We start from the raw sequence: 23,453 nt of genomic DNA on the forward strand, positions 1-23,453 counted from the left end.
GGGCGGGGGGCTGGCGGTTCCGGGCGGTGGGGCAGGGGTACGCGTCAGGACTGGCCGGTCTGGCGACGGACTTCGGGGTGGCGGTCTCGGACGAGCAGCCGCCCGCGCCCGCGGGGCCCTGGTCGCCGAGTCAGGCGGCGCCCTCCCTGCCGGCGTCCTCCCCGCCGTCGTCGCGGCTCAAGAAGCGGCGGCTGATCTCCATGGAGAAGCGGCTGGCCGACGAAGGCCACGGCGAGCTGCTCTCGTATACCAGGAAGGCGGCGGTGAGCCTGGAGAAGCACGGCCTGGGCGAGCACACCGCGCGGGTCGCGCTCTGCCTCGACATGTCGGCGTCGATGTCCGACCTCTACGAGTCGGGCCAAATCCAGGCCCTCGCCGAACGGGTCCTGGCGCTGGCCCTGCGCTTCGACGACAACGGTGAGGTCGATGTCTTCCCCTTCGCCACCTTCGCGGAGGAGGCGGGCGGCATGGGACTGGCCGACTACCGGGGCCGGACCGGTGTGCTGCACCAGGAGGCCGACGTCGGCGGCTCGACCGACTACGGCGAGGCGATGCGCCTGGTGCGCGGGCGTTACGCCGGCTCGGCGGACTTACGGTCCGCCCCGCTGCTCCCGGACGCGGACGCGGGGGCGGTCGAGCCGCCGGTGTTTGTCATGTTTGTCACCGACGGCGCGACCAGTGGGCCGGAGGCGGCCCTGGAGCATGTGCGGTCGTCCAGCTACGAGCCGGTGTTCTGGCAGTTCATGGCGATCGGGGAGCCGGACGAGTTCGAGTTCCTGGCGGAACTGAGCGCGCGGCCGGGGCCGTACCTCGACAACATCGGGTTCTTCTCCGTGCGTGACCCGGGCGAACTGACGGACGAACAGCTCTATGACCTGCTGTTGGCGCGCTACCCGCGCTGGCTGGCGGCGGCGCGTGGCCGGGGGCTCACACCGTGACCCGCCGGCCCCGGCGACACGCACGTACGCGAGGTGGATGCGGCCGGGGCCTGGGCCGGAGCTGGTCGGTCAGGCCGGTTCAGCGCTTCCCGTCGGAGCGCTTGCGGTGCAGCGTGAACTTCTCGAACACCGACAGGTCGCCGTCCGGCTTGTTCACGTTGTAGTACGTGACGTGCAGGGTTGTCGTGTCACCGGCGTGCCGGCCGGGGCCGACGGTGAACGACGCGAAGCCGTACGGGTGGTCGACGTCGCGGACGCCCGTCCAGACGGCCTGCTCCTTGACGTACGTCGACGTGCGCTTGGAACCGGCCGGCGCGGACGCCGACACCGCCGTGATCACCTTCGCGGTCCCGTCCTTGAAGAAGGACTGGTTGGTCGTCCCGGAGACCCCGCCGCCACCGAGGATCATGTGCACGGTGCCGTGCGTGGTGTCGATGGCGTCCGTCGCCGACGACACCGGGTTCGGGGTGAGCGTCTCGCTGCCGGAGACCACCCCGCGAACGGCCAGGGAGCGCTCGTAGTTGTGCTCGTGTCCGCACAGGACGAGGTCGACGCCGTACTTGTCGAACAGGGGCCCGTACTTCTGCCGCAGCCCGAGGTCCGCGCCGTTGGCGTCGGTGGAGCTGATCATCACCTGGTGCATGGCGACTACCACCCAGTCGATGTCACGGGAGGAGCGGGCGGCCCGCAACTCCTTCTCCAGGAAGGCGAGCTGGCGGCCACCGGAGTAGCCGCTGATGTACACGTCACCGCCGTCCTGGAGGGCGTTGTCGTCGTTCTGGAGCACGATCACCCGCACCGAGCCGGCGGTGAACGCGTACCAGAGGTTGTCGAGTTCGGCGTCCGTCTCCGTGGAGGGCAGGTCGAAGTACGTCTGGTAGGCGCCGAGCCCGATGGGGCCATTGGCCTTCTCGATCTCGTGGTTGCCGGCCGCCGGCATCCACGCCCGGAAGCGCGCGGAACGGGTGTTGTTGGTGAAGAAGTTGTTCCAGGTCCGCACCCGGTCGACGTCGAGATTCGCGTAGCAGAGGTCGCCGTTGAGCAGGTGGAAGAGGGGCGCCACCTGCTCGATGCCCGTGACGATGTCCTTGGTGGCGGGGGTCGAGTTGGCGTCCATGATGCTGGTGCCGTCGGCCGACCAGGTCACCTGGGGCGCCGACTGGTCGCCGAAGCTGGTGAAGGTCAGCGGGGCCCGCCCGCGCGGCGCGGTCCTGAACACGGCGCTGTCCGGGGTCGCCCCCTCGTGCGAGGCCATGTACACGTAGTCCGTACCGGGCTTGAGGCGGGACAGCTCCGCGTGGTGCACGTACACGACCCGGCCGGACTTGCCGTCGGTGTACGTACGGGTCTTTGCGGCCGTGCTGGAACCGAAGCCGTGCTCCGGCGTCCCGTACATCACGCGGGGCCGCTTGACCGGGCCGTCGGTGAGCCAGGAGACGACCATCTGGCTGCTGGGGTCGGCCCCGAAGGTCAGGTGCAGGCCCTGCACCGGCGGCGCGCCGCCCGCGTCGGCCGTCGGGTGGAAGGCGGGGGAGCCGAAGGACGTGTCCGCCGCGGCCGGGGTCGCGCCCAGCAGCGGGAGCGCGGCGGCGCCGGCGCCGGCCGTTCCCAGCAGGCCCAGCGCGTGGCGGCGGCTGAGTCCGTCGGGCAGGTCCGCCGAATCGTTCGATGTGGCCATCGTTGTTCCTTTCGGGGGCGTTTCGGCAAGCACGCGAACACTCGTCCGCGTCTGCGACCGCCCGATGAACACGACCTTGCGCACGCACGACAAAACGCGCCGCAGCCTTCCGGTCACAAAACAGAGGGAGTTGACCCCATTCGTCTCCCGCCCTCGTCAGCCCGCGGACACGCCCCAGCCCCGCAGTTGGTCCGCGATCCCCCGGACCGCCGCCACCGCCCGGCGCTGGAACTGCGGGCCGAAGGTGACGCGCGTCGCGCCGAGCCGGCCGCACTCGGCCACGGCCGGACCGTCCGGCGTCGCGAGGGCGTTGACCGGTCCTCCGACCCCGGCGCGGACGGCGGCGAGTGCCGCGGCCGGCGCGGTGATCGGGTAGACGCAGTCCGCGCCGGCCGCCACGTACAGCCGGGCCCGCGCCACCGCCTCGGCCGGATCGGCGACCCCGCAGAGAAAGGTGTCGACGCGCGCGTTGACGAAGAGGTGGCCGCCGGCCTCCGCCCGTACCTCCGCCAGCCGGTCAGCCTGCCGCCGCGCGTCCTGGAGGACACCGCCCGACGAGTCCTCCAGGTTGCAGCCCACGGCCCCGGCGTCCAGGAGCCGGGCCACCAGCTCCTTGGGCGCCAGGCCGTACCCGTCCTCGACGTCCGCCGAGACCGGTACGGAGACGGCGCGCGTGATCCGCGCGATCGCCGCGAACATCTCGTCCGCCGGGGTCGCGCCGTCCTCGTACCCGAGCGAGGCCGCGACCCCGGCGCTCGGCACGGCGAGCGCCGGGAAGCCCGCGTCCGCGAACGCCCGGGCACTGGCCGCGTCCCAGGGGCCCGGCAGGACGAGCGGGTCACCGGGGGCACGGTGGTGGTGCAGGGCGCGGAAGGCCGTGGCTGAGGCTGTCATCGGGGCTCGTACTCCATGAAATGGCGGCGATACGGCGATACGGGGATACGGCGATACGTGTGCCGGGTCAGCTCTTGAGCGAGCCCGGCGTGTAGTGGCCCGGGACCGCCCGGGTCGCCACCGAGAACCGGTTCCAGCTGTTGATCACGGTGATCGCCGCGATCAGGTGGGCCAGTTCGGTCTCGTCGAAGTGCGCGGCGGCCCTCTCGTACACCGCGTCCGGTACAAAACCGTCCGTCAGGACGGTGATCGCCTCGGTCAGTTCGATCGCCGCGATCTCCTTGGGCGTGTAGAAGTGCCGCGACTCCTCCCACGCGCTCAGCTGGATGATCCGCTCCACCGACTCGCCGGCCGCCAGCGCGTCCTTCGTGTGCATGTCCAGGCAGAACGCGCAGTGGTTGATCTGCGAGGCATGGATCTTGACCAGTTCGAGGAGGGTGGGGTCGACGCCCTGCCGGGCCGCCGCGTCCAGGCGGACCATGGCCTTGTAGACCTCGGGTGCGAGCTTCGCCATGGCCAGTCGGGGCGTGTGCTCGGCGGCGTACGTGTGGGTGTGGGCGGTGGTCCCGATTGCTTCACCAGTCGTCATGCCTACGACGATAGGCGGCGGGTGGCACAGGCGTATGGTCCACTTCCATGACGGATTCCTGGGCCAATACGGCACCCGGCGAGGCGCGCGACGCGCCGGACCACCACACCGTCCTCGGCGCCGACCTCCACCTGGAGCTGCGCGGTCCCGGACTGCGCACCGGCCTCATGGACGCCCTGCGCGAAGCCGTCCGCACCGGCAGGCTCGTCCCCGGCGCCCGGCTGCCCTCGTCCCGCTCCCTCGCCGCCGATCTGGGCATCGCGCGGAACACCGTCGCCGACGCCTACGCCGAGCTGGTCGCCGAAGGCTGGCTCACCGCCCAGCAGGGCTCGGGCACCCGCGTGGCCCGCCGCGCCGCGCCCCGTACACCCGCGCCCGCCGCGCCCAGGACCCGCCCCACCCACCGCAGGGCCACGTACAGCCTGATGCCCGGCGCCCCCGACCTCGCCGGATTCCCCCGCGCGCAGTGGCTCACGGCCGCGCGCCGGGCGCTCACGGACGCGCCCCACGAGGCGTTCGGGTACGGCGACCCCGCCGGCCTGACCGAGCTGCGTACCGTCCTCGCCGACTACCTCGCCCGGGCGCGCGGGGTGTACGCGGCCCCCGAACGCATCGTCATCTGCTCCGGCTTCTTCCACGGACTGACGCTGCTGGGCACGGTCCTCCGGGCGCGCCGGGTGCGCGGGGTGGCGGTCGAGTCGTACGGCCTGCGTGCCCACCGGAAGGTGCTGACGGACGCGGGCCTCCGCACGCCCGCGCTGCCGCTGGACGGGTACGGCACCCGGACCGGGGAGCTGGCGGGTGTACGGGACGCCGGGGCGGTGCTGCTGACCCCGGCGCACCAGTTCCCGACCGGTGTCGCGCTCCACCCCGACCGGCGGGCCGCCGCCGTCGACTGGGCGCGCGCGACCGACGGGCTGATCCTGGAGGACGACTACGACGGGGAGTTCCGCTACGACCGCCAGCCCGTCGGCGCCCTTCAGGGCCTCGATCCGGAGCGGGTGGTCTACCTCGGCACCGCGAGCAAGTCCCTGGCGCCGGGGCTGCGGCTCGGCTGGATGGTGCTGCCCGAGGGGCTGGTGGCGGAGGTGACCGCGGCGAAGGGGGAGGTGGACTGGGCGTCGAGCGCGCTGGACCAGCTCACGCTCGCGGAGTTCATCGCCTCGGGCGCGTACGACCGTCATGTCCGCTCGATGCGGCTGCGCTACCGGCGCCGCCGCGACCAGCTCGTCGAGGCGCTGGCCGGGCGGCCTGACATCCGGGTGACCGGCATCGCCGCCGGGCTGCACGCCGTGGTCGAACTTCCCGTGGGCACCGAACGGTCCGTGATCGAGGCGGCGGCCTGGCAGGGGCTCGCGGTCAGCGGTCTGGCGCGCCTCCGCCACGACACGGCGGAACCGGGACCGGACGCGCTGGTCGTCGGGTACGGAACGCCGCCGGTCAGCGCGTGGGCGGGCGCGCTGGACGCGCTGTGCCGGGCGCTGCCGTGACCGCCGATGTCGTGAAAAGTGTGGTGACAGCGCGAGGCCCCGAGCCTAAGATCTTCGGTACGGCATCGCGTGTCGGTCACCGTCCGGGTGAGGCATGGAGGTAGCCCGTGAGTTGCCTTATGGAGGCAATCCACTGTGTCGGTCCAGCTGAATCACACCATCGTCCACTCCCGTGACAACCGGGAATCCGCGACCTTCTTCGGTCGCGTCATGGGGCTCGAGGTGGGCACCGAGTGGGGCCCGTTCATCCCCGTCGACCTGAGCAACGGCGTCACCCTCGATTTCGCGACCATCCCCGCGGAGTCGATCGTCACGCAGCACTACGCGTTCCTGGTCACCGAAGAGGAGTTCGACGAGATCTTCGGCCGTATCCAGGGCGAGGGACTCACGTATTACGCCGATCCGCACCGCAAGCACCCCGGCGAGATCAACCACAACGACGGCGGGCGCGGTGTTTACTTCCTCGACCCGGCCGGTCACGCCCTGGAATGCATTACGCGCCCGTACGGCGGGTTCGTGAACTAGGCCTCCGGGTGCCCCTCTTGGGGCAGGGCCTAGGCTGGGCGGCGGTTCGATCGACAGTTCGTACGGACGGGCCTGTGTACGGTTCCGGAGCCGGGGCCGTACACGGGCCCGAGTCCGTATCCGAGGGGGAGGACGGCGCATGGCGGCGCGGCAACGGAGACTGAGGTCGAGCGGGGTGGTGCTCGGCGGCATGGGGATGCTGGCGCTCACGCTCACCGCGTGCGGTTCGGATCCGGACAAGCGGTGTGTGGACCGCGTGACCCACGAGAAGCTGCCGAAGTACGAGTGCGACGACGACGGCCGTGGCGCGTACTACTACGGCGGCTCGTTCAAGAACGGCAAGGCCCAGGGCGGCAGCTTCGACAAGTCGGCGGTCGACCGGGGCGGCTTCGGCCACTCCGGCTCCGGCGGCGGCTGACCGGCGCGCCGGCCGGCCCGGAAACCGCTGATGAAACGTCACACCGTCACGCCCCGTCCCGGCTGGCAGCAGACCGTCGAGGAACAGGGCGTCATCTATCCGCTCACCCGTCACCCGGACGGGTCCCTGCGCCCGTACTGGGACGAAAGCGCCTACTACAGCTTCACGCTCCCCGAGGTCGAGGCGCTCGAAGAGGTCGTCGAGGAACTGCACACGATGTGCCTGGGCGCCGCCGCGCACATCGTGGAGCACGACCGGTTCGCCGACCTCGGCATCACCGATCCCCGGCTCGCCGCGCTGATCGCCGAGTCCTGGCGCCGCCGCGCCGAACTGCCCACCGTCTACGGCCGGTTCGACCTGCGCTACGACGGTACGGGCCCGGCCAAGATGCTGGAGTACAACGCCGACACCCCCACCTCGCTGGTCGAGGCCGCCAGCGCCCAGTGGTTCTGGATGGAGGAGCTCTTCCCCGGCGCCGACCAGTGGAACTCCCTCCACGAACGGCTCGTCGACGCCTGGCGCAACCAGGCCTCCCTCCTGCCGCCCGGCCCCGTGCACTTCGTCCACTCCGACGGGGACGAGCTGGGCGAGGACCTGATGACGGTCGCGTACCTCCGCGAGACCGCAGCCCAGGCCGGCCTCGCCACCGAGGCGCTGTCCGTCGAACGGCTCGGCTGGGACCGGCTGTCCGGCCGCTTCGTGGACGAGCGGCTGCGGTTCGTCCGCAGCTGCTTCAAGCTCTATCCGTGGGAGTGGCTGACGACCGACCGGTTCGGCCCGCACGTCCTGGACACCCTGGACAACGGGGGCGGCACCGGCACCACCTGCTGGATCGAACCCGCCTGGAAGATGCTCCTCTCCAACAAGGCGCTGCTCGCGATCCTCTGGGAACTCCACCCCGGCCACCCCCATCTCCTGGCCGCCTATCTCGACGGCCCCCGCGAACTCGCCGACAAGGGCGGCTACGTCGCCAAACCCCTGCTCGGCCGCGAGGGCGCGGGCGTCACCCTCCACGAACCGGGCGGCCCGCCCGCCACGCCCGACGAACCCTCCTGCTACCAGGAGCTGGCGCCCCTGCCCGACTTCGACGGCAACCGCGTGGTGCTCGGCGCCTGGGTCGTGGAGAACGAGGCGGCGGGGCTCGGCATCCGCGAGTCGTCGGGCCCGGTCACGGACGAGTACGCCCGCTTCCTGCCCCACGTGATTCTCTAGACGCCGGATCGGGGCGGCCGGCGCGCCGTCCGCCGTACCCGCGCTATTCCGCGAGTACGGCCCTGAGCTGGTCGAGCCCCCAGTCCAGGTCCTCCTTGCTGATCACCAGCGGCGGCGCCAGCCGGATCGTGGAGCCGTGCGTGTCCTTCACCAGGACACCCCGGTCCATCAGCCGCTCGGAGATCTCCCGGCCCGTGCCCAGCGCCGGCACGATGTCCACCCCGGCCCACAACCCCCGCCCGCGCACGGTCTCCACGGCCCCGCCGCCGGCCAACAGCCCCAGCTCCCGGTGGAGATGGTCGCCCAGCTCCGCCGCCCGCCGCTGGAACTCCCCGGTCTCCAGCATCGCCACGACCTCCAGCGCCACCGCGCAGGCCAGTGGATTGCCGCCGAACGTCGAACCGTGCTCGCCGGGACGGAAGACCCCCAGCACCTCCGCCGAGGACACCACCGCCGACACCGGCACCACCCCGCCGCCCAGCGCCTTGCCCAGCACGTACATATCGGGCACCACCCCCTCGTGCTCACACGCGAAGGTCTTCCCGGTCCTGCCGAGGCCCGACTGGATCTCGTCCGCGATGAAGAGCACGTTCCGCTCGCGCGTCAGCTCCCGTACCCCCGCGAGGTAGCCCTGCGGCGGCACCAGCACCCCCGCCTCGCCCTGGATGGGCTCCAGCAGGACCGCCACGGTGTTGTGGGTGATCGCGGCCTCCAGCGTGGTGAGATCGCCGTACGGGACGATCTCGAAGCCGGGGGTGTACGGACCGAAGTCCGCCCGCGCCTCGGTGTCCGTGGAGAAGCTGATGATCGTGGTCGTCCTGCCGTGGAAGTTGTTCCCCGCGACGATGATCTTCGCGCGGCCGTCCGGCACGCCCTTGACCTGGTACCCCCACTTCCTGGCGGTCTTGACCGCCGTCTCCACCGCCTCCGCGCCCGTGTTCATGGGCAGCACCATCTCCATGCCGCACAGCTCCGCCAGCCGCGTACAGAACTCGGCGAAACGGTCGTGGTGGAACGCCCGCGACGTGAGCGTCACCCGCTCCAGCTGCGCCTTGGCCGCGTCGATCAGTCTTCTGTTGCCGTGACCGAAATTGAGCGCCGAATACCCGGCGAGCATGTCGAGGTAGCGCCGCCCCTCGACATCGGTCATCCACGCGCCGTCCGCCGACGCGACGACGACGGGGAGCGGGTGGTAGTTGTGCGCGCTGTGGGCCTCCGCCGAGGCGATGGCGTTCTCCGTTGTCGACACGGGTACTCCGTTCGTCCGGGACAGCGTGTCCGGTCGTCTGTGACGGTCTTCCGTGACGGGGTCGTCCGGGACAAGCTGTCCGGCGTAAGCAGGGACAACCTCCAGTTTCTCCCGTCACATGCCACGAGGGCCACGAAACCTCCGTCCCGGCGTGCCCCGGCCGCGGAACCTCTAGGCTGGGCCGTACCGTACGGCGACTGGCGAACGCGGAACTGACCGCGGGGGAGCCGTGCGGTGCCACACGTACGAGGTGCCGTCCGCCTGGGCGCCCCGGGACAACGACCCAGCAGCGGATCGCCCCGGAGGACGCCATGACACCCACACCCCGCCATCCCGCACTGTCGGCCACCGACCCCGACCTGGCCGCCCTCGTCGGCGCCGAGGAGCGGTTGCAGGCCGAGACCCTGCGGCTGATCCCCAGCGAGAACTACGTCTCGTCGGCCGTCCTGGAGGCCTCGGGCACCGTCCTCCAGAACAAGTACAGCGAGGGCTACCCCGGCCGCCGCTACTACGAGGGCCAGCAGGTCATCGACCAGGTCGAGCGGCTCGCCGCCGACCGCGCCAAGGCGCTCTTCGGCGTCGAGCACGCCAACGTCCAGCCCTACTCCGGATCGCCCGCCAACCTCGCCGTCTACCTGGCCTTCGCCGAGCCCGGCGACACCATCATGGGCATGGCCCTGCCCATGGGCGGCCACCTGACCCACGGCTGGAGCGTCTCGGCCACCGGCAGGTGGTTCCGGGGGGTCCAGTACGGCGTGCGCCAGGACACCGGCCTGATCGACTTCGACGCGGTCCGCGAACTGGCCCTCAAGGAGCGCCCCAAACTGATCTTCTGCGGCGGTACGGCCCTGCCCCGCACCATCGACTTCGCCGCCTTCGGCGAGATCGCCCAGGAGGCCGGCGCGCTGCTCGTCGCCGACGTCTCCCACATCGCCGGCCTGATCGTGGGCGGCGCCCACCCCTCCCCGGTGCCGTACGCCGACGTCATCTCCACGACGACCCACAAGACCCTGCGGGGCCCGCGCGGGGCGATGCTGCTGTCCCGGGAGGAGCACGCCAAGGCCATCGACAAGGCGGTCTTCCCCGGCCTCCAGGGCGGCCCCCACAACCAGACCACCGCCGCCATCGCGGTCGCCCTCCACGAGGCGGCCCGCCCGTCCTTCCGCGAGTACGCGCACGCGGTCGTCGCCAACGCCCGAGCCCTCGCGGACGAGCTGCTCGCCCGTGGCTTCGACCTCGTCTCGGGCGGCACGGACAACCACCTGGTCCTGATCGACCTCACCCCCAAAGAGGTCCCCGGCAAGATCGCCGCGAAGGCGCTCGACCGCGCGGGGATCGTCGTCAACCACAACACCGTCCCGTACGACACCAGGAAGCCCTTCGACCCCTCGGGCATCCGCATCGGCACCCCTTCCCTCACCTCCCGCGGCCTGTCCACCCACCACATGGCGACCGTCGCCGACTGGATCGACCGGGGCGTCGCGGCGGCTGCCGAGGGGAACGAGCCCGCCCTGACGGCCATCCGCGCGGAGGTGGCCGCCCTGATGTCCGCCTTCCCGGCCCCGGGCCTGCCCACCTAGGGCGTGTCCGCGAAGTGGCGTCTGGCCCGCGGCGCCTGGCACGCGCGCTCGCCGCGTTGTCGGACCGGGCGGGTACGTCCAGTACACGCTCGGTCCTCCGCCTTGCGATCGCACGCACCAGACGCCGCGGGCCACGCCCTTCGGGCGAACGACGCCACTTCGCGGACACGCCCTAGCCCCGGCCCCGGTGACCCCCGGCGCCCGGTCGATCCACGCCGCCGGTCGGTACGGCCCCGGCTCAGACGTCGAGGAGCCGGCGGCGCGGGCCGTCGTCCCGTATGTCGTTCCGGGTGAAGGGGCGGCGCGGCAGGCGGGCCGCCAGGGGGCGGATCGCCAGGCCCATCGTCATGCCCATGGCCAGAGCCGGTATCGCCCACCACCAGGCGAACCCTCCCGCGTCCACCGTCACGGCCCCCGCCGTGGGCCGCCCCTTCCCGGCCGCCGGGGGGACCGAAGGGGCGGCCACCGCGTCGTAGGCCACCTTCGGTCCCATCACGCCCAGTTCCACCAACAGGGCGTGCAGGGCGGCCGGGTCGTCCGCCCGGTGCCAGCGGCCCTCCCCTGAGTCCGGTGAGTCCGGCTCCGCGAACCGTGACTCCGTCCGGATCCAGATCAGCGAAGGATCCGGACTCGCGAACACCCGGTCCACCCGCCAGGGACTCACGTCGTGGGCCATCCAGACCACATTGATCTGGCGCAGCCCCCTCACCCCGTCCAACGACGACGGCCGCTTCTTCGTGCCCGTCGGGGAAGCCGCCGTACCGCCCCCGGCCCCCACCTCCTTCATCAACCGTGTGTACGCCTGGTCGACGTACAGGAGCGAGGCCGTCTCCGCGCTCTCGGGTGAAGTGATCAGCACACTCGTCGGACCGCCCGCCAGCGCGCCCGGCGCGCAGACCCAGACCAGTGCGAGCGTGGCCAGCAGCGCGGCCGACCGCATGAGCATCCGCATCTCTTCCCCCCTGCCGACGCGGCCGACAAGCCGTACGGACCGTCCGTACCGCGTCCGCGTCACCTCCTTTACACCGGCCGAGCCCACCAGGTTCCCCTTCTCAACCGACGGGTTCTCAACCGACGGGTTCTCAACCGGCCGGTTCCCGGCCGACCGATTCCGCGACGGTCCTCGCCCGCTGAAGCGACGTCACTCCCTCCAGCCGCAGCGTCAGCCGTTCGCCGTCCACCGCCGTGTCCTCGATCGCCGGCTCCCACAGCAGCGTGGGGCCCGCCATCCGCACCGACTCCGTCCAGCCCGCCCCGCCCGCGTCCACCAGCCGGAACCGCAGCTGATGCGGCCGGTCGAACCAGAGCCCGGTCGCCGCGCCCGGCAGGTCCACCCACTGCGGCATGACGCCCACCCGCTTCACGAAGCCGATGTCCAGTGACGCCCCGAACTCGTCGAGCCGTATCGTCCGCTCCCGGTCCGACCAGCACAGGCTGACCACGAACCGCCCCTCCGTCGCCTCGGCCACCGACACGACGTCCGGGCGGCCCAGCTCCCCAGGCACCTTCGGGGTGAAACCGGCCCGGCGCGCCGCCTCCGCGGACGTCACGGCAGGACCGCAGTCCGGCACCCGCGCCGAAGGCGCGCCCGGATCGGCGGACGCGCCCGGGTCGTACCGCACCTCGACCCCGCCGAATCCGAACCAGTCCACCACCGCCGCCCGCACAGGCGGCGTCAGCGCCAGCACCACCAGCAGCCCGGAGAACCCGGCCGCCAGCACCGGCCACCGGCTCCGCCGTGCCGGATGCCGCCCCCGCCCCCGCCGTCTCCGTCCACCGGAGACCGGCGTGGGCGGCGGGACCGCCTCGGCCAGCAGCTGGGCCAGGACCCGCTCGGCCATCGACTCGCCGTCCACCTCGGGGATCCGCAGACCGCGCCCCAGCGCCCGCAGTTCCTCAGGCAGCCCGTCCTCCGGCGCCCTCCCGCGCTTCTCCCGACCGGTGCGCCCGGTCCGACCGGTGCGCCCGGTGCGCCCGGTCCGCCCGGTCCGCCCGGCCCGGTCAGCCCGGTCAGCCAGGTCACCCCGCTCGGCCTCGTCGTCCTGCTCCTCATCCACGTCCCTCACCCCCTTCCGGCACCGGCATCGACACCGCCACGATCCGGCCCAGCTTCGTCAAGGCGCGGTTCAGCCGGGACTTGACCGTCCCCCGGGGCCAGCCCAGCGCCTCCGCCGTCTCCGCCTCGTCCATCTCCAGCAGATACCGGTACGTCACCACCTGGCGCTGCGACTCGGTCAGTCCTTCCAGCGCCGTCACCAGCAGCGCCCGCCGCTCCCCGGCCACGGCGGCCACCGCCGGATCCGCAGATTCCGGTATCAGCGGCTCGGCGCCCAGCAGCATCGCCTCCCGCCCGGCGACGGCCCGCAGCCGGACCGCCGAGCGCACCGCGTTCCTCGTCTCATTCACGACAATCCGTATCAGCCAGGGCCGGAACGGCGCGCCGTCCCGGAAGCTCCCCAGCGACCGGTACGCCTTGAAGAACGCGGCCTGCACCACGTCCTCCGCGTCCGCCCCCGCGCCACAGGCCACCGCGGCCCGCAGCGCCACGGCCGTATGGGCGCGCACCAGCTCCGCGTACGCCTCCGGCTCACCGGAGCGCACACGCGCGATCACCGCAGCCTCATCCGCAACCGTCAGGGTGCGGCCCCCCTCCAGGGTCCCCTCCCGAGTGCTCACACCGTTGATACACCGGCCGCGGCACATCGGTTCCAGGTACCTGGAAGATCGGTTCCCGGCTCGTCGGAGATCCGTTGCGGAGCTGTCGGCACCACCTGAGACAATGATGAGCATGGCTTCTGACCGTCCCCGCGCTCTCTCCGGTATCCAGCCCACCGCCGGTTCGTTCCACCTCGGGAATTACCTCGGTGCCGTCCGCCAGTACGTCGCCCTCCAGGAGACCCACGACGCGTTCTACATGGTCGTGGACCTGCACGCGATCACCGTTCCCCAGGACCCGGCCGAGCTGCGCGCCAACACCCGCCTCGCGGCCGCCCAGCTCCTCGCGGCCGGTCTCGACCCGCAGCGGTGCACGCTCTTCGTCCAGAGCCATGTGCCCGAGCACGCCCAGCTCGCCTGGATCATGAACTGCATCACCGGCTTCGGCGAGGCCTCCCGGATGACGCAGTTCAAGGACAAGTCCGCCAAGCAGGGCACGGACCGCGCGACCGTCGGGCTGTTCACGTACCCGATCCTCCAGGTCGCCGACATCCTGCTCTACCAGGCCGACGCCGTCCCGGTCGGCGAGGACCAGCGGCAGCACGTGGAGCTGACCCGCGACCTCGCCGAGCGGTTCAACTCGCGCTTCGGCCCGACCTTCAGGGTCCCGGCGCCGCACATCGTCAAGGAGGTCGCGAAGATCTACGACCTCCAGGACCCCACGATCAAGATGAGCAAGTCGGCGTCCACGCCCAAGGGCCTGATCAATCTGCTCGACGAGCCCAGGGCGACCGCCAAGAAGATCAAGAGCGCGGTCACCGACACCGGCACCGAGATCACCTTCGACACGGCTGCCAAGCCGGGGGTGAGCAATCTGCTCACCATCTACTCCACGCTGACCGGCGTCACGATCGCGGATCTGGAGCAGAAGTACGAGGGCAAGGGCTACGGCGCGCTGAAGACGGACCTGGCCGACGTCATGGTCGACTTCGTCACACCGTTCCGCGCGCGCACCCAGGAATACCTGGACGACCCGGAGACGCTGGACTCGATCCTGGCCGAAGGCGCCGAGAAGGCCCGTACGGTTGCGGGGGAGACCCTCGCCCAGACGTACGACAGAGTCGGTTTCCTGCCCGCCAAGCACTGACGCGGAGAGCGGGGCCGGTCGCTCCGCGCGACGGCCGGCCCGGCGCCCCGGCCCGGCGCCCGGCGCCGCCCGAAGTCGTGACATCCCGACCTCGGGGGGTGCTGGTCAGCCGGGCGGTACGACCGTCACACTGACGGGCGGCACCGCCCTCGCGCGACCCGCGCGAACCCGCACCACCACCCGACACACACGGACTGAGGAGAACGACGTGGGGACCGTAACGCTCGGCGTTTCGATCGCGGTCCCGGAGCCGTACGGCAGTCTGCTCCAGGAGCGGCGTGCGGCCTTCGGCGACACTGCCGCGCCCGGCATCCCCACGCACGTCACCCTCCTCCCCCCGACCGAGGTCGACGCGGCGGGACTGCTCGCGATCGAGGCGCACCTCGCCGCCGTCGCGGCGGCCAGCCGGCCGTTCCCGATGCGGCTGTCCGGCACGGGGACGTTCCGCCCGCTCTCCCCGGTCGTCTTCGTCCAGGTCGTCGAGGGCGCCTCGGCCTGTACCTGGCTCCAGAAGCGGGTACGGGACTCCTCGGGGCCGCTCGTACGGGAACTCCAGTTCCCGTACCACCCCCACGTCACCGTGGCCCACGGCATCGCCGAGGAGGCGATGGACCGCGCCTACGAGGAGCTGGCCGACTACGGGGCGCACTGGAGCTGCACCTCCTTCGCGCTGTACGAGCAGGGCGCGGACCTGGTCTGGCGCAAGCTGCACGAGTACGCGTTCGGCGGGGGCGGGGAGATCTCGGGGGTGCCCTCGCAGAGCACCCCCGTGGACCGGCACGCGCGCTCCCTGCGGCCCTGAGAGCCGCAAGGACGCTCTTAGACCGGCAGCCGCCGGAACAGCGGCCTCGGCAGGTGCCGCAGGGCCGACATCACCACCCGCATCGCCCCCGGCACCCACACCGCCTCCGAGCGCCGCCGCAGACCCAGTTCGATCGCCAGCGCGACCGCCTCCGGCGTGGTGGCCAGCGGCGTCTCCTCCAGGCCCGCCGTCATCTTCGACCGTACGAACCCGGGCCGCACGATCATGACCTGCACCCCCGTGCCGTGCATCGCGTCGCCCAGCCCCTGGGCGAACGAGTCCAGGCCGGCCTTGCTCGACCCGTAGATGAAGTTGGCGCGCCGCGCCCGCTCGCCGGCCACCGACGACAGCACCACCAGCGAGCCGTGCCCCTGCGTCTGGAGCGCGCCCGCGCACACCAGCCCGGCCGAGATCGCGCCGGTGTAGTTGGTCTGCGCGACGCGCACCGCCGCGAGCGGCGCGGCCTCGTCGTGCGCCTGGTCGCCGAGGACCCCGAACGCCAGCAGCACCATGTCGATGTCGCCCTCCGCGAAGACCTTCCCCAGGGTCTCCTCGTGCGAGGCCGGGTCCAGGGCGTCGAAGTCGACCGTACGGACGTCCGCGCCCAGCGTGCGCAGGCCGTCCGCGGCGCTCTCCAGGTCGGGGGAGGGGCGGCCGGCCAGCCAGACCGTACGGGTGCGCCGGGCGATCATCCGGCGGGCGGTGGCCAGGCCGATCTCGGACGTGCCTCCGAGGATGAGCAAGGACTGCGGGATACCGAAGGCGTCCTTCATCGGGGATCTCCTTAAGAGGTGAGAGGAAAAGCGGGTGTGGTGCGGGAGCGTCAGAGACCCAGCCGCCGTGCCAGGTCGGACGTGAAGACGGACCGCGGGTCCAGCCCGGCCCGCAGCGCGCGGAAGTCCTCCAGGCGCGGATACATCGCGGTCACCAGGTCGGGCCGGAGCCGCGCGTCCTTCGCGAGATAGACCCGGCCGCCCGCCGTCGCGACCTCCTCGTCCAGCTCGTCCAGGAACGAGCCGAGGCCGCTCAGCCCGACGGGGATGTCCAGCGCCAGCGTCCAGCCGGCCATGGGGAACGACAGCCACCCCGGATCGCCCTCGCCGAAGCGCTTGAGCACGGCGAGGAAGGACGGGCAGCCGCGCCGCGCGATGCTGCGTACGATCCGCCGCAGCGTCTCCTCCTGCCCGTACCCGACAACAAACTGGTACTGGACGAAGCCGTCGCGTCCGTAGATGCGGTTCCAGTGCGGCACGCCGTCGAGCGGGTGGAAGAACGAGGACAGGCGCTGGAGTTCCCCGGTCCGCCGCCGGGGGGCCCGGCGGTACCACAGCTCGTTAAAGGCGCCGACCGTGGTGCGTCCCAGGAGTCCTGACGGTAGGTGGGAGGGCGCGGCCGGCAGCTGCGCGGGCCGGAACGTGAGCGGGCGCCGCCGCGCGCGTGCCGGGAGTGCGTCCAGGGGCGCGTGCTCCCCCCGGGTCAGTACGGCGCGCCCCAGCGCCGCCCCCCGGCCCCGCGCGAGCAGGTCGATCCAGGCGACCGAGTACCGGTAGCGGTGGTCGGTCGCCGTGAGCCGCGCCAGCAGGTCGTCCAGGTCCGTGGCGCGTTCCGTGTCGACGGACATCAGCGAGGTCGCGACCGGAAGGAGCTGGACGGTCGCCGAGAGGATCACCCCGGTGAGTCCCATCCCGCCCGCCGTCGCGTCGAAGAGCGGGGTGCCGGGGAGGACCGTACGGATCTCGCCGTCCGCCGTCAGCAGGTCCAGGGACCGTACGTGGCGGGCGAACGAGCCCGAGACGTGGTGGTTCTTGCCGTGGATGTCGGCGCTGATCGCCCCGCCGACCGTCACATAGCGGGTCCCGGGGGTGACCGGCACGAACCACCCCAGCGGCAGCAGCACCTTCATCAGCGTGTGCAGGCTGGTCCCCGCGTCGCAGACGACCACCCCCGCCTCCGCGTCGATCGTGCGGACGCGGTCCAGGGCCGTCATGTCGAGGACCGAACCGCCCGCGTTCTGCGCCGCGTCGCCGTACGCCCGGCCGAGCCCCCGGGCGATCGAACCGCGGCGCCCGCAGTCGCGTACGGCGGCGGCGGCCTCCTCGTAGGAGCGGGGACGTACCAGCAGAGCGGTGGTGGGGGCGGTACGGCCCCAGCCGGTCATGGAGACGGCGGTATCGACAGACATGGCGGTATCAACGGACGCGGCGGTATCGACAGACATGGGGGTGACCGTATCGCCCCATACCTCATTCTTTGTCGCCTTTGGTGCAATGCCTGAGGGAACTCGTATGAATGGGTGGTCGGGGGAGTGCCGGAGGACGGCACACCGAGATCACCCCTGATCCGTCCGCGCTTCCGGGGGACCCGGACGCTGGTTTGCCCATCCGGGGGTACATCTCCTCCATGGACTGGCTGAAAAATCTCCCCGTCATCGGCCCGTTCGTCGCCCGATTCCTGCGTACGCACGCCTGGCGCTCGTACGAGACGCTCGAACGGGTGCACTGGACACGGCTGGCGGCGGCGATCACGTTCATCAGCTTCGTGGCGCTCTTCCCGCTGCTCACCGTGGCCGCCGCGATCGGCGCCGCGCTGCTCAGCAACAGCCAGCTCCACCGCGTGGAGCGCAGCCTCACCGACCAGGTGCCCGGCATCTCCAAGCAGCTCGACGTCAACAACCTGGTGGCCAACGCCGGCACGGTCGGGGTGGTCGCCGGCCTGCTGCTCCTGTTCACCGGCGTCAGCTGGATCACCGCCATGCGGGACTGCCTGCGGGCCGTCTGGGAGAAGGACCACCTTGACCAGGGCAACCCGTTCGTGGTCAGGGCCAAGGACGGCGTGGTCCTCATCGGCCTCAGCGCGGTCGGCCTCATCTCGCTCGGCGCCTCGGGATTCGGCTCCACCGCCATCGGCTGGACGGCCCGGCACCTGGGCATCTCCCAGGACGGGGCGGGCGGCATGCTGCTCCAGGCCGCCGCCGTCCTGACAGCCGCCGTCGCCGACTTCCTGATCCTCCTGTACGTGCTGACGCTGCTGCCGCGCGTGACCCCGCCCCACCGCCGGCTCTTCGTCGCCGCGGCGATCGGAGCCGTCGGCTTCGAACTGCTCAAGCTGCTGCTCGGCGGCTATCTGACAGGGGTGGCGGGGAAGACCATGTACGGCGCGTTCGGCGTGCCGATCGCGCTGCTGCTGTGGATCAACTTCACGGCGAAGCTACTGCTGTTCTGTGCGGCGTGGACGGCGACGGGGAGCAAGCGGGACCTGAGGAGGGAGAAGGCGGAGGCCGACTGGGCCGAGAACGGGGAAGGCCGCCCCCTCAAGAACGGGGAAGCCGGGGGCTCGACGGCCAGCGGCGATTGACCAGGTATCCGGCGCCCGCCAGCAGCACCACCACCCCGCCCACCACGGCCAGCGCGATGCCCATCCCGCTCGTGCCGCCCTTCGAGGCGCTCACGGCCGCCGCGGGCGCGTGCGTCTCGGTGGCCCCCGGGGCCGGCGTCGGGCTGCCGCTGGGCGCCGAGGCGTTCGTACGCGCCGACTTCGGCGGCACCAGCTCCCCGACCGGCGTGACCTTGCCGGTGGCCGCGAAGCCCCAGTCCAGCAGCCGCGCGGACTCCTGGTAGACCGCCTGGCTCTCCTCCGAGGACGGGTTCATGACCGTGACCAGCAGCACCTTGCCGTTGCGCTCGGCGACCCCGGTGAAGGTCGAGCCGGCGTGCGAGGTGTAACCGTTCTTCACCCCGGCGAGACCCTTGTACGAGGAGACCCCGTTGGCGCCCGTCAGCAGCCGGTTGGTGTTCTGGATCTCGAAGGTGTCGCGCTTGGGCTGCCCCTTGGCGTCCTTCTCCGGCTTCTTGCCCTTCTTGACCTTCGTCAGATCGCCGGGGAACTTCGCCGACTGGGTGGCGCAGTACTCCCGGAAGTCCTTCTTCTGGAGCCCGGAGCGGGCGAAGAGGGTGAGGTCGTACGCGCTGGAGACCTGGCCCTTCTCGTCGTACCCGTCGGGCGTCACGACGTGTGTGTCGAGCGCCTGGAGTTCATCGGCGTGCTCCTGCATGTCCTGGACGGTCTTCTTCACGCCGTTGTTCATGGCGGACAGCACGTGCACGGCGTCGTTGCCCGAGCGCAGGAAGACGCCCAGCCACAGGTCGTGGACGCTGTAGGTCAGGTTCTCCTTCACGCCCACCAGGCTGCTGCCCTCGCCCATTCCGGCGAGGTCGGCGGCCACCACCTTGTGCTCCTGGTCCTTGGGCAGCCGGGGCAGCAGCGTGTCCGCGAAGAGCATCTTGAGCGTGGAGGCGGGCGGCAGCCGCCAGTGCGCATTGTGCGCGGCCAGGACGTCGCCCGTCTCGGCGTCGGCGACGATCCACGACCGGCCGCTGAGCTTCTTGGGCAGGACGGGAGCACCGGGCCCGAGATCCACCTGCGTACCGGCCCGGCCGAGCCTGGCCCCGCCGACCGTGGACATCGCGGCCGGGGGCGTGGGCGACTTGCTGGCACTCGGCCCCTTGGTCGCGCTGTCCGCCGACGCGGGTACGACGGTCAGAACAGGCAGCAAGGTGGCGGTGAAGACCGTCAACGCGGTCTTTTTCAGAGCGGGCACGACCGAAAACGTACAGGGCGCGTCCCGCGAATCCGACACCGACGGGGGGAACCGCAGCGTCCGGCCCTCTGTGCCGCGCGGCCCGGCTTCCGTACCCCGCGTCGTCCGGCCCTCCGTACCCCGCCGCCGTCCCCGGAACAGCGGCGACGATACTGAATCCATGAAGCTCAGCCGCCGCGTGTCCTGGTTCCTGCTCGCGTTCGGGGTGTGGAGCTGGTTCATCTGGATCACTTTCGTCAAAAATCTGTGGCAGGACGCCAGCGGCCTGGCGTTCGACGGCGCGGGGGACCCGACGGCCTACTTCTGGGTGCATCTGGTGCTCGCCGTCACGTCCTTTCTCCTGGGGACGGCCGTGGGGACGATCGGGTTCCGGGGCGTACGCGCCGTACGGCGGGAAACAGCCACGCCCGCGCCGGAGGCCCGTATCCCCAGCTGACCGGGGTGATCGCCCGTCAACTGACCATCCTCCGCCGACCGGCCCCGGCCCGCACGCCCGCGCGCACGCCCGGCAGACTGTCGCCCAGGGCCGCATGGCCCTGCCGCCCCCGAGGGGCGGACGCAGGAAGTGCGGACAACAGAAGCAGGGGGCCGTCCGTGGTCGTCGTGGTCGTTCTGGTGGTGCTGGTGGTGGTCGCCCTGGTGGTGGCGGCGCACTGGTATGTGTGGCGGCGGCTCGTGCGGGACACCGCGCGGGAGGGCGGCGTGGCCCGCCGGGTCGGGACCGCCGCCGCGTTCGTCCTGCCGGTACTGGCCGTGGGAGCGGCGACGGTGGGCCGGGTCGGGGCGCCGTTCTGGCTCCAGCGGATCGTCGCCTGGCCGGGGTACCTGTGGCTCGCGGTGCTGATGTACCTGCTGCTGGCGCTGCTGGTGGGCGAGGCGGTACGGCCGCTCCTGCGGCGGTACGTGGACGGCCGCGCACAGGCCGTGGACGGCGAGGGGGGCTCGCGGGCGGGCGCTCGCGCCGGGAGTGACGTACAGCCGCACACGAAGACCGAGGCCACGGAGCCGGCGGAGCAGCCTGCCACCGCGTCCGCCGGTTCCGGCGGTTCACAGACAGGGGCCGTCATAACCGGCCAGGCCCCGCCCGCAGCCGCCGTCCCCTCGCGCCGCCTGTTCGTCTCCCGCGTTGTCGCCGGCGCCGCCGCGACCGCCGCCGCCGCGACCGTCGGGTACGGCACGTACGGCGTCCTGCGCGGCCCCCGCGTCAAGCGGATCACCGTCCCGCTCGCCAAGCTGCCGCGCGCAGCGCACGGGTACCGCATCGCCGTCGTCAGTGACATCCACCTCGGCCCGATCCTGGGCCGCGCCCACACCCAGCGCATCGTCGACACCATCAACTCCACCCGCCCCGACCTCATCGCCGTCGTCGGCGACCTCGTGGACGGCAGCGTCGAGGATCTCGGCCCGGCCGCCGAGCCGCTCGCCGGTCTGGAGGCACCGCACGGGGCGTTCTTCGTGACCGGAAACCACGAGTACTTCTCGGGCGCGCAGGAGTGGGTGGACCACGTCAGGGAGCTGGGGCTGCGGCCCCTGGTGAACGAGCGTGTGGAGATCGCGGGCTTCGACCTCGCCGGGGTCAACGACATCGCGGGCGAGAGCGAGGGCGACGGGCCCGACTTCGCGAAGGCCCTCGGCGACCGCGACCGGGACAGGGCGTCCGTACTCCTCGCGCATCAGCCGATCGTGATCCACGACGCCGTGCGCCACGGGGTCGGCCTCCAGCTCTCCGGGCACACCCACGGCGGCCAGCTGTGGCCGGGCAACTACCTCGCGGAACTGGCCAATCCGACCGTGGCGGGTCTGGAGCGGTACGGCGACACGCAGCTGTACGTGACGCGGGGCGCGGGCGCCTGGGGCCCGCCGGTCCGCGTCGGGGCGCCGTCGGACATCACGGTCGTGGAACTGGCTTCGCGCCAGGCCTGAGACCGTCGTACGCCCCTGCGCGGAGGTCAGCGCCCTTGCGCGGAGGTGAACGCTCCTGCGCGGAGGTGAACACCCCTGCGCGAGGGCCGGCGCCCCCGCTCGGAGGCCAGCGCCCCCGCTCGCAGCTCAGCGCCGCTTCCGCGCGGACGCCGCCTCCGCCATGCCCGGCAGGAAGTCCGTGAACAGCTCGTGCACCTCACGGACCAGCGGCCGGAGCACCCGGAAGCGGGAGAGCGAGACGCCCCGGGTGGTGAGCCGGGCGCCGCGCTCGGCCAGCCGGCGGCTGCGCTCGCTGCCCTCCGAGCGGTCGAACACCCAGTACAGGACCAGTCCCATCTGGGAGAGCCACATCAACTCGGGCAATATGCCGACCAGTTCGTCGGCGACCTTCGCCTTCGACCCGGCGAGCACCTCGCGGTGGACGGAGATGGCCGCCTCGCGGGCGGGCTCCGACTCGGGGGAGAAGGGGCTGAGCGGACTCTCGGGGTCGGCCGCGTTCTTGAAGAACTGCGCCGCGAACTCGTGGTACGGAGCGGCGATGTCGAGCCACGCCAGCAGCACCCCGGTGAGCCGCGCCTCCAGATCGGTCTCGGTGTCGAGCACCGGCCGGACCGCCGCGCGGTGTTCGGCGGCGATCCGGTCGTAGAAGCCCTGGACGAGGTGTTCCTTGGACGAGAAGTAGTAGTACGCGTTGCCCACGGAGACCCCGGCCTCCTGCGCGATGGCCCGCATCGTCGTCTTGTCGTACCCACGCTGCTGGAACAGTCGCAGCGCGGTCTCGAGGATGAGCGTGCGGGTCTGCTCGCTCTTGGGCGCCTTGGCGTCCTTCTCGTCCTTCTCGTCCTTCTTCTCGTCCTTCACAGTGACCGAGCCTAGTGCGACGCCGGGGGCGCTTCGCACCCCGAGGCCGCGTCGCAGGGAGCGGCGGTCAGCCGCCGGTACTTCGCCGCCGCCAGGACCGTGACCCGGGCGAAGGGAGCGCCGGACGGGGTGGCGAGCCAGTGCGCCTTGGCGCGGTGTTCGGCCAGCGCCCAGAGGCAGACGATCCAGGCGGCGGTGGAGCGGTAGACCTGGCCGCCGTCACCGATCACGGTGATCTCCTCCAGGGTGCCGGAGTGGTCGAGACCGGGGAACCGCCGCCGCGCCTCGGGCGAGGCGGCGGGGACCAGGTCCAGCGGTACGAGCGCGCGCTGGCGCAGGAGCCAGTGCCGCAGATGGACACAGAGCGGGCAGTTCGCGTCGTACAGCACGGTCAACCCCCGTACGGCCGTGTGTGCGTGAGAGGTGCCCATGGCCGGTCAGGCCCCGGCCGGCGGAGGTGTCGGCGCGGTCGGCGCCGTCCAGGGGGAGGGGCCGCCGGTCCAGCCCTGCGGGGGTACCGGCGGGATCTGGTCACGTTCCATGATGCCGCGCCGCCGGATCCGGTTGAGGACGTACACGTTGGCGAGGTGCATGCCGCCGAGCACCAGCAGGACGACGCCGACCTTCACAGACAGCGCCTCGAACAGCTCACGCGTGTTGCCGATGTTGTCGCCCCCCTTGAGATAGAGCGCGACAAAGCCGAGGTTGACCAGGTAGAAGCCCACCACCAGAAGGTGGTTGACGGCTTCGGCGAGCTTCTCGTTGCCGTGCAGCACATCGGCGAGGAACACCCGCCCCGCCCGGCTCAGTGTCCAGGCGACCCAGACGGTCAGCGCTCCGCTGATCGCCAGGTAGACCACATACGCGACCACAGTGAGGTCCATGCCCCACCCTC

General features: G+C 71.8%; 24 protein-coding genes and 1 riboswitch. Of the genes, 11 read left to right on the top strand and 13 right to left on the bottom strand.

Annotated features, from left to right (window positions below; translation table 11 throughout):
• Positions 1–26 precede the first annotated feature (26 nt).
• Entirely contained in the window at positions 27–938 is a 912-nt protein-coding gene (locus ACIO1C_RS19130) for a VWA domain-containing protein (RefSeq protein WP_401864862.1), read from the top strand.
• A gap of 79 nt (positions 939–1,017) precedes the next feature.
• Here the strand turns inward: ACIO1C_RS19130 and ACIO1C_RS19135 are convergent, their stop codons facing one another.
• From ACIO1C_RS19135 to ACIO1C_RS19145, 3 genes are all read right to left on the bottom strand, one after another.
• Positions 1,018–2,616 carry a purple acid phosphatase family protein gene (locus tag ACIO1C_RS19135; RefSeq protein WP_401864865.1) on the bottom strand — a complete coding sequence of 533 codons (1,599 nt, stop codon included), beginning with the start codon at positions 2,614–2,616 and terminating at the stop codon, positions 1,018–1,020.
• A 156-nt stretch (positions 2,617–2,772) separates the two neighbouring features.
• Positions 2,773–3,510 (bottom strand): isocitrate lyase/phosphoenolpyruvate mutase family protein, encoded by a 738-nt coding sequence (locus ACIO1C_RS19140; protein ID WP_401864866.1) that lies wholly within the window; start codon positions 3,508–3,510, stop codon positions 2,773–2,775.
• 67 nt (positions 3,511–3,577) lie between these two features.
• On the bottom strand, positions 3,578–4,099 hold the full coding sequence (locus ACIO1C_RS19145) for a carboxymuconolactone decarboxylase family protein (RefSeq protein WP_401864868.1): 522 nt from the start codon (positions 4,097–4,099) through the stop codon (positions 3,578–3,580).
• A 47-nt stretch (positions 4,100–4,146) separates the two neighbouring features.
• Here ACIO1C_RS19145 and ACIO1C_RS19150 point away from each other — a divergent pair, with 47 nt between their 5' ends.
• The 4 genes from ACIO1C_RS19150 to ACIO1C_RS19165 all read left to right on the top strand — a co-directional run bounded on the left by ACIO1C_RS19150 (position 4,147) and on the right by ACIO1C_RS19165 (position 7,744).
• Positions 4,147–5,589, top strand: coding sequence for a PLP-dependent aminotransferase family protein (locus ACIO1C_RS19150; protein WP_401864871.1), 1,443 nt, complete (start codon positions 4,147–4,149; stop codon positions 5,587–5,589).
• Positions 5,590–5,724: 135 nt separating this feature from the next.
• Complete coding sequence (locus ACIO1C_RS19155; protein ID WP_401864874.1) at positions 5,725–6,114, top strand: VOC family protein; 390 nt, start codon at positions 5,725–5,727, stop codon at positions 6,112–6,114.
• Positions 6,115–6,253: 139 nt separating this feature from the next.
• Complete coding sequence (locus ACIO1C_RS19160) at positions 6,254–6,532, top strand: hypothetical protein (protein ID WP_401864877.1); 279 nt, start codon at positions 6,254–6,256, stop codon at positions 6,530–6,532.
• Between the two features lie 30 nt (positions 6,533–6,562).
• A complete protein-coding gene (locus tag ACIO1C_RS19165; protein WP_401864878.1) occupies positions 6,563–7,744 on the top strand; it encodes a glutathionylspermidine synthase family protein in 1,182 nt (393 codons plus the stop codon).
• Between the two features lie 43 nt (positions 7,745–7,787).
• Here the strand turns inward: ACIO1C_RS19165 and rocD are convergent, their stop codons facing one another.
• Entirely contained in the window at positions 7,788–8,993 is a 1,206-nt protein-coding gene (gene rocD, locus ACIO1C_RS19170; RefSeq protein ID WP_401864880.1) for an ornithine--oxo-acid transaminase, read from the bottom strand.
• Between the two features lie 183 nt (positions 8,994–9,176).
• Positions 9,177–9,267, top strand: a riboswitch (ZMP/ZTP riboswitch).
• 37 nt (positions 9,268–9,304) lie between these two features.
• Between rocD and glyA the strand changes: the two genes are divergently transcribed.
• On the top strand, positions 9,305–10,573 hold the full coding sequence (gene glyA / locus ACIO1C_RS19175; RefSeq protein ID WP_401864883.1) for a serine hydroxymethyltransferase: 1,269 nt from the start codon (positions 9,305–9,307) through the stop codon (positions 10,571–10,573).
• Positions 10,574–10,811: 238 nt separating this feature from the next.
• Here glyA and ACIO1C_RS19180 read toward each other — a convergent pair whose 3' ends face one another.
• The 3 genes from ACIO1C_RS19180 to ACIO1C_RS19190 all read right to left on the bottom strand — a co-directional run bounded on the left by ACIO1C_RS19180 (position 10,812) and on the right by ACIO1C_RS19190 (position 13,276).
• Complete coding sequence (locus ACIO1C_RS19180) at positions 10,812–11,588, bottom strand: hypothetical protein (protein ID WP_401864884.1); 777 nt, start codon at positions 11,586–11,588, stop codon at positions 10,812–10,814.
• A gap of 67 nt (positions 11,589–11,655) precedes the next feature.
• On the bottom strand, positions 11,656–12,630 hold the full coding sequence (locus tag ACIO1C_RS19185; RefSeq protein ID WP_401864886.1) for a hypothetical protein: 975 nt from the start codon (positions 12,628–12,630) through the stop codon (positions 11,656–11,658).
• Entirely contained in the window at positions 12,623–13,276 is a 654-nt protein-coding gene (locus ACIO1C_RS19190; RefSeq protein ID WP_401864889.1) for an RNA polymerase sigma factor, read from the bottom strand. Before ACIO1C_RS19190 ends, ACIO1C_RS19185 begins: the two co-directional genes overlap by 8 nt.
• A gap of 85 nt (positions 13,277–13,361) precedes the next feature.
• Here ACIO1C_RS19190 and trpS point away from each other — a divergent pair, with 85 nt between their 5' ends.
• Together trpS and ACIO1C_RS19200 are read left to right on the top strand one after the other, a co-directional pair.
• The gene (gene trpS / locus ACIO1C_RS19195; RefSeq protein ID WP_401864891.1) at positions 13,362–14,375 is read left to right on the top strand and encodes a tryptophan--tRNA ligase; all 1,014 of its coding nucleotides are present in this window, start codon (positions 13,362–13,364) and stop codon (positions 14,373–14,375) included.
• A 208-nt stretch (positions 14,376–14,583) separates the two neighbouring features.
• Positions 14,584–15,177, top strand: a complete 594-nt coding sequence (locus ACIO1C_RS19200) for a 2'-5' RNA ligase family protein (protein ID WP_401864894.1) — start codon at positions 14,584–14,586, stop codon at positions 15,175–15,177.
• A gap of 17 nt (positions 15,178–15,194) precedes the next feature.
• Here the strand turns inward: ACIO1C_RS19200 and ACIO1C_RS19205 are convergent, their stop codons facing one another.
• The gene (locus tag ACIO1C_RS19205) at positions 15,195–15,950 is read right to left on the bottom strand and encodes a decaprenylphospho-beta-D-erythro-pentofuranosid-2-ulose 2-reductase (RefSeq protein ID WP_401864897.1); all 756 of its coding nucleotides are present in this window, start codon (positions 15,948–15,950) and stop codon (positions 15,195–15,197) included.
• A gap of 50 nt (positions 15,951–16,000) precedes the next feature.
• On the bottom strand, positions 16,001–17,359 hold the full coding sequence (locus ACIO1C_RS19210) for an FAD-binding protein (RefSeq protein WP_401864900.1): 1,359 nt from the start codon (positions 17,357–17,359) through the stop codon (positions 16,001–16,003).
• A gap of 218 nt (positions 17,360–17,577) precedes the next feature.
• Between ACIO1C_RS19210 and ACIO1C_RS19215 the strand changes: the two genes are divergently transcribed.
• Positions 17,578–18,531, top strand: a complete 954-nt coding sequence (locus ACIO1C_RS19215; protein WP_401864902.1) for a YihY/virulence factor BrkB family protein — start codon at positions 17,578–17,580, stop codon at positions 18,529–18,531.
• On the opposite strand, the gene ACIO1C_RS19220 is transcribed toward ACIO1C_RS19215, so the two are convergent.
• Entirely contained in the window at positions 18,488–19,774 is a 1,287-nt protein-coding gene (locus ACIO1C_RS19220) for a D-alanyl-D-alanine carboxypeptidase family protein (RefSeq protein ID WP_401864904.1), read from the bottom strand. The genes ACIO1C_RS19215 and ACIO1C_RS19220 overlap by 44 nt on opposite strands.
• Before the next feature lie 160 nt (positions 19,775–19,934).
• Between ACIO1C_RS19220 and ACIO1C_RS19225 the strand changes: the two genes are divergently transcribed.
• Positions 19,935–20,210 carry an SCO4848 family membrane protein gene (locus tag ACIO1C_RS19225; protein WP_401864907.1) on the top strand — a complete coding sequence of 92 codons (276 nt, stop codon included), beginning with the start codon at positions 19,935–19,937 and terminating at the stop codon, positions 20,208–20,210.
• 158 nt (positions 20,211–20,368) lie between these two features.
• Positions 20,369–21,697 (top strand): metallophosphoesterase, encoded by a 1,329-nt coding sequence (locus ACIO1C_RS19230; RefSeq protein ID WP_401864909.1) that lies wholly within the window; start codon positions 20,369–20,371, stop codon positions 21,695–21,697.
• 126 nt (positions 21,698–21,823) lie between these two features.
• Here ACIO1C_RS19230 and ACIO1C_RS19235 read toward each other — a convergent pair whose 3' ends face one another.
• Genes ACIO1C_RS19235 through ACIO1C_RS19245 form a run of 3 tightly spaced genes read right to left on the bottom strand, consistent with a single transcriptional unit; the run spans position 21,824 to position 23,442 of the window.
• The gene (locus ACIO1C_RS19235) at positions 21,824–22,558 is read right to left on the bottom strand and encodes a TetR/AcrR family transcriptional regulator (protein ID WP_401864912.1); all 735 of its coding nucleotides are present in this window, start codon (positions 22,556–22,558) and stop codon (positions 21,824–21,826) included.
• 11 nt (positions 22,559–22,569) lie between these two features.
• Positions 22,570–22,989, bottom strand: a complete 420-nt coding sequence (locus tag ACIO1C_RS19240) for a thiol-disulfide oxidoreductase DCC family protein (protein WP_401864915.1) — start codon at positions 22,987–22,989, stop codon at positions 22,570–22,572.
• A gap of 6 nt (positions 22,990–22,995) precedes the next feature.
• Positions 22,996–23,442 carry a hypothetical protein gene (locus ACIO1C_RS19245; RefSeq protein ID WP_401864918.1) on the bottom strand — a complete coding sequence of 149 codons (447 nt, stop codon included), beginning with the start codon at positions 23,440–23,442 and terminating at the stop codon, positions 22,996–22,998.
• Positions 23,443–23,453 lie beyond the last annotated feature (11 nt).

This window comes from Streptomyces sp. NPDC087420, from assembly GCF_044744165.1.
GTDB lineage: Bacteria > Actinomycetota > Actinomycetes > Streptomycetales > Streptomycetaceae > Streptomyces.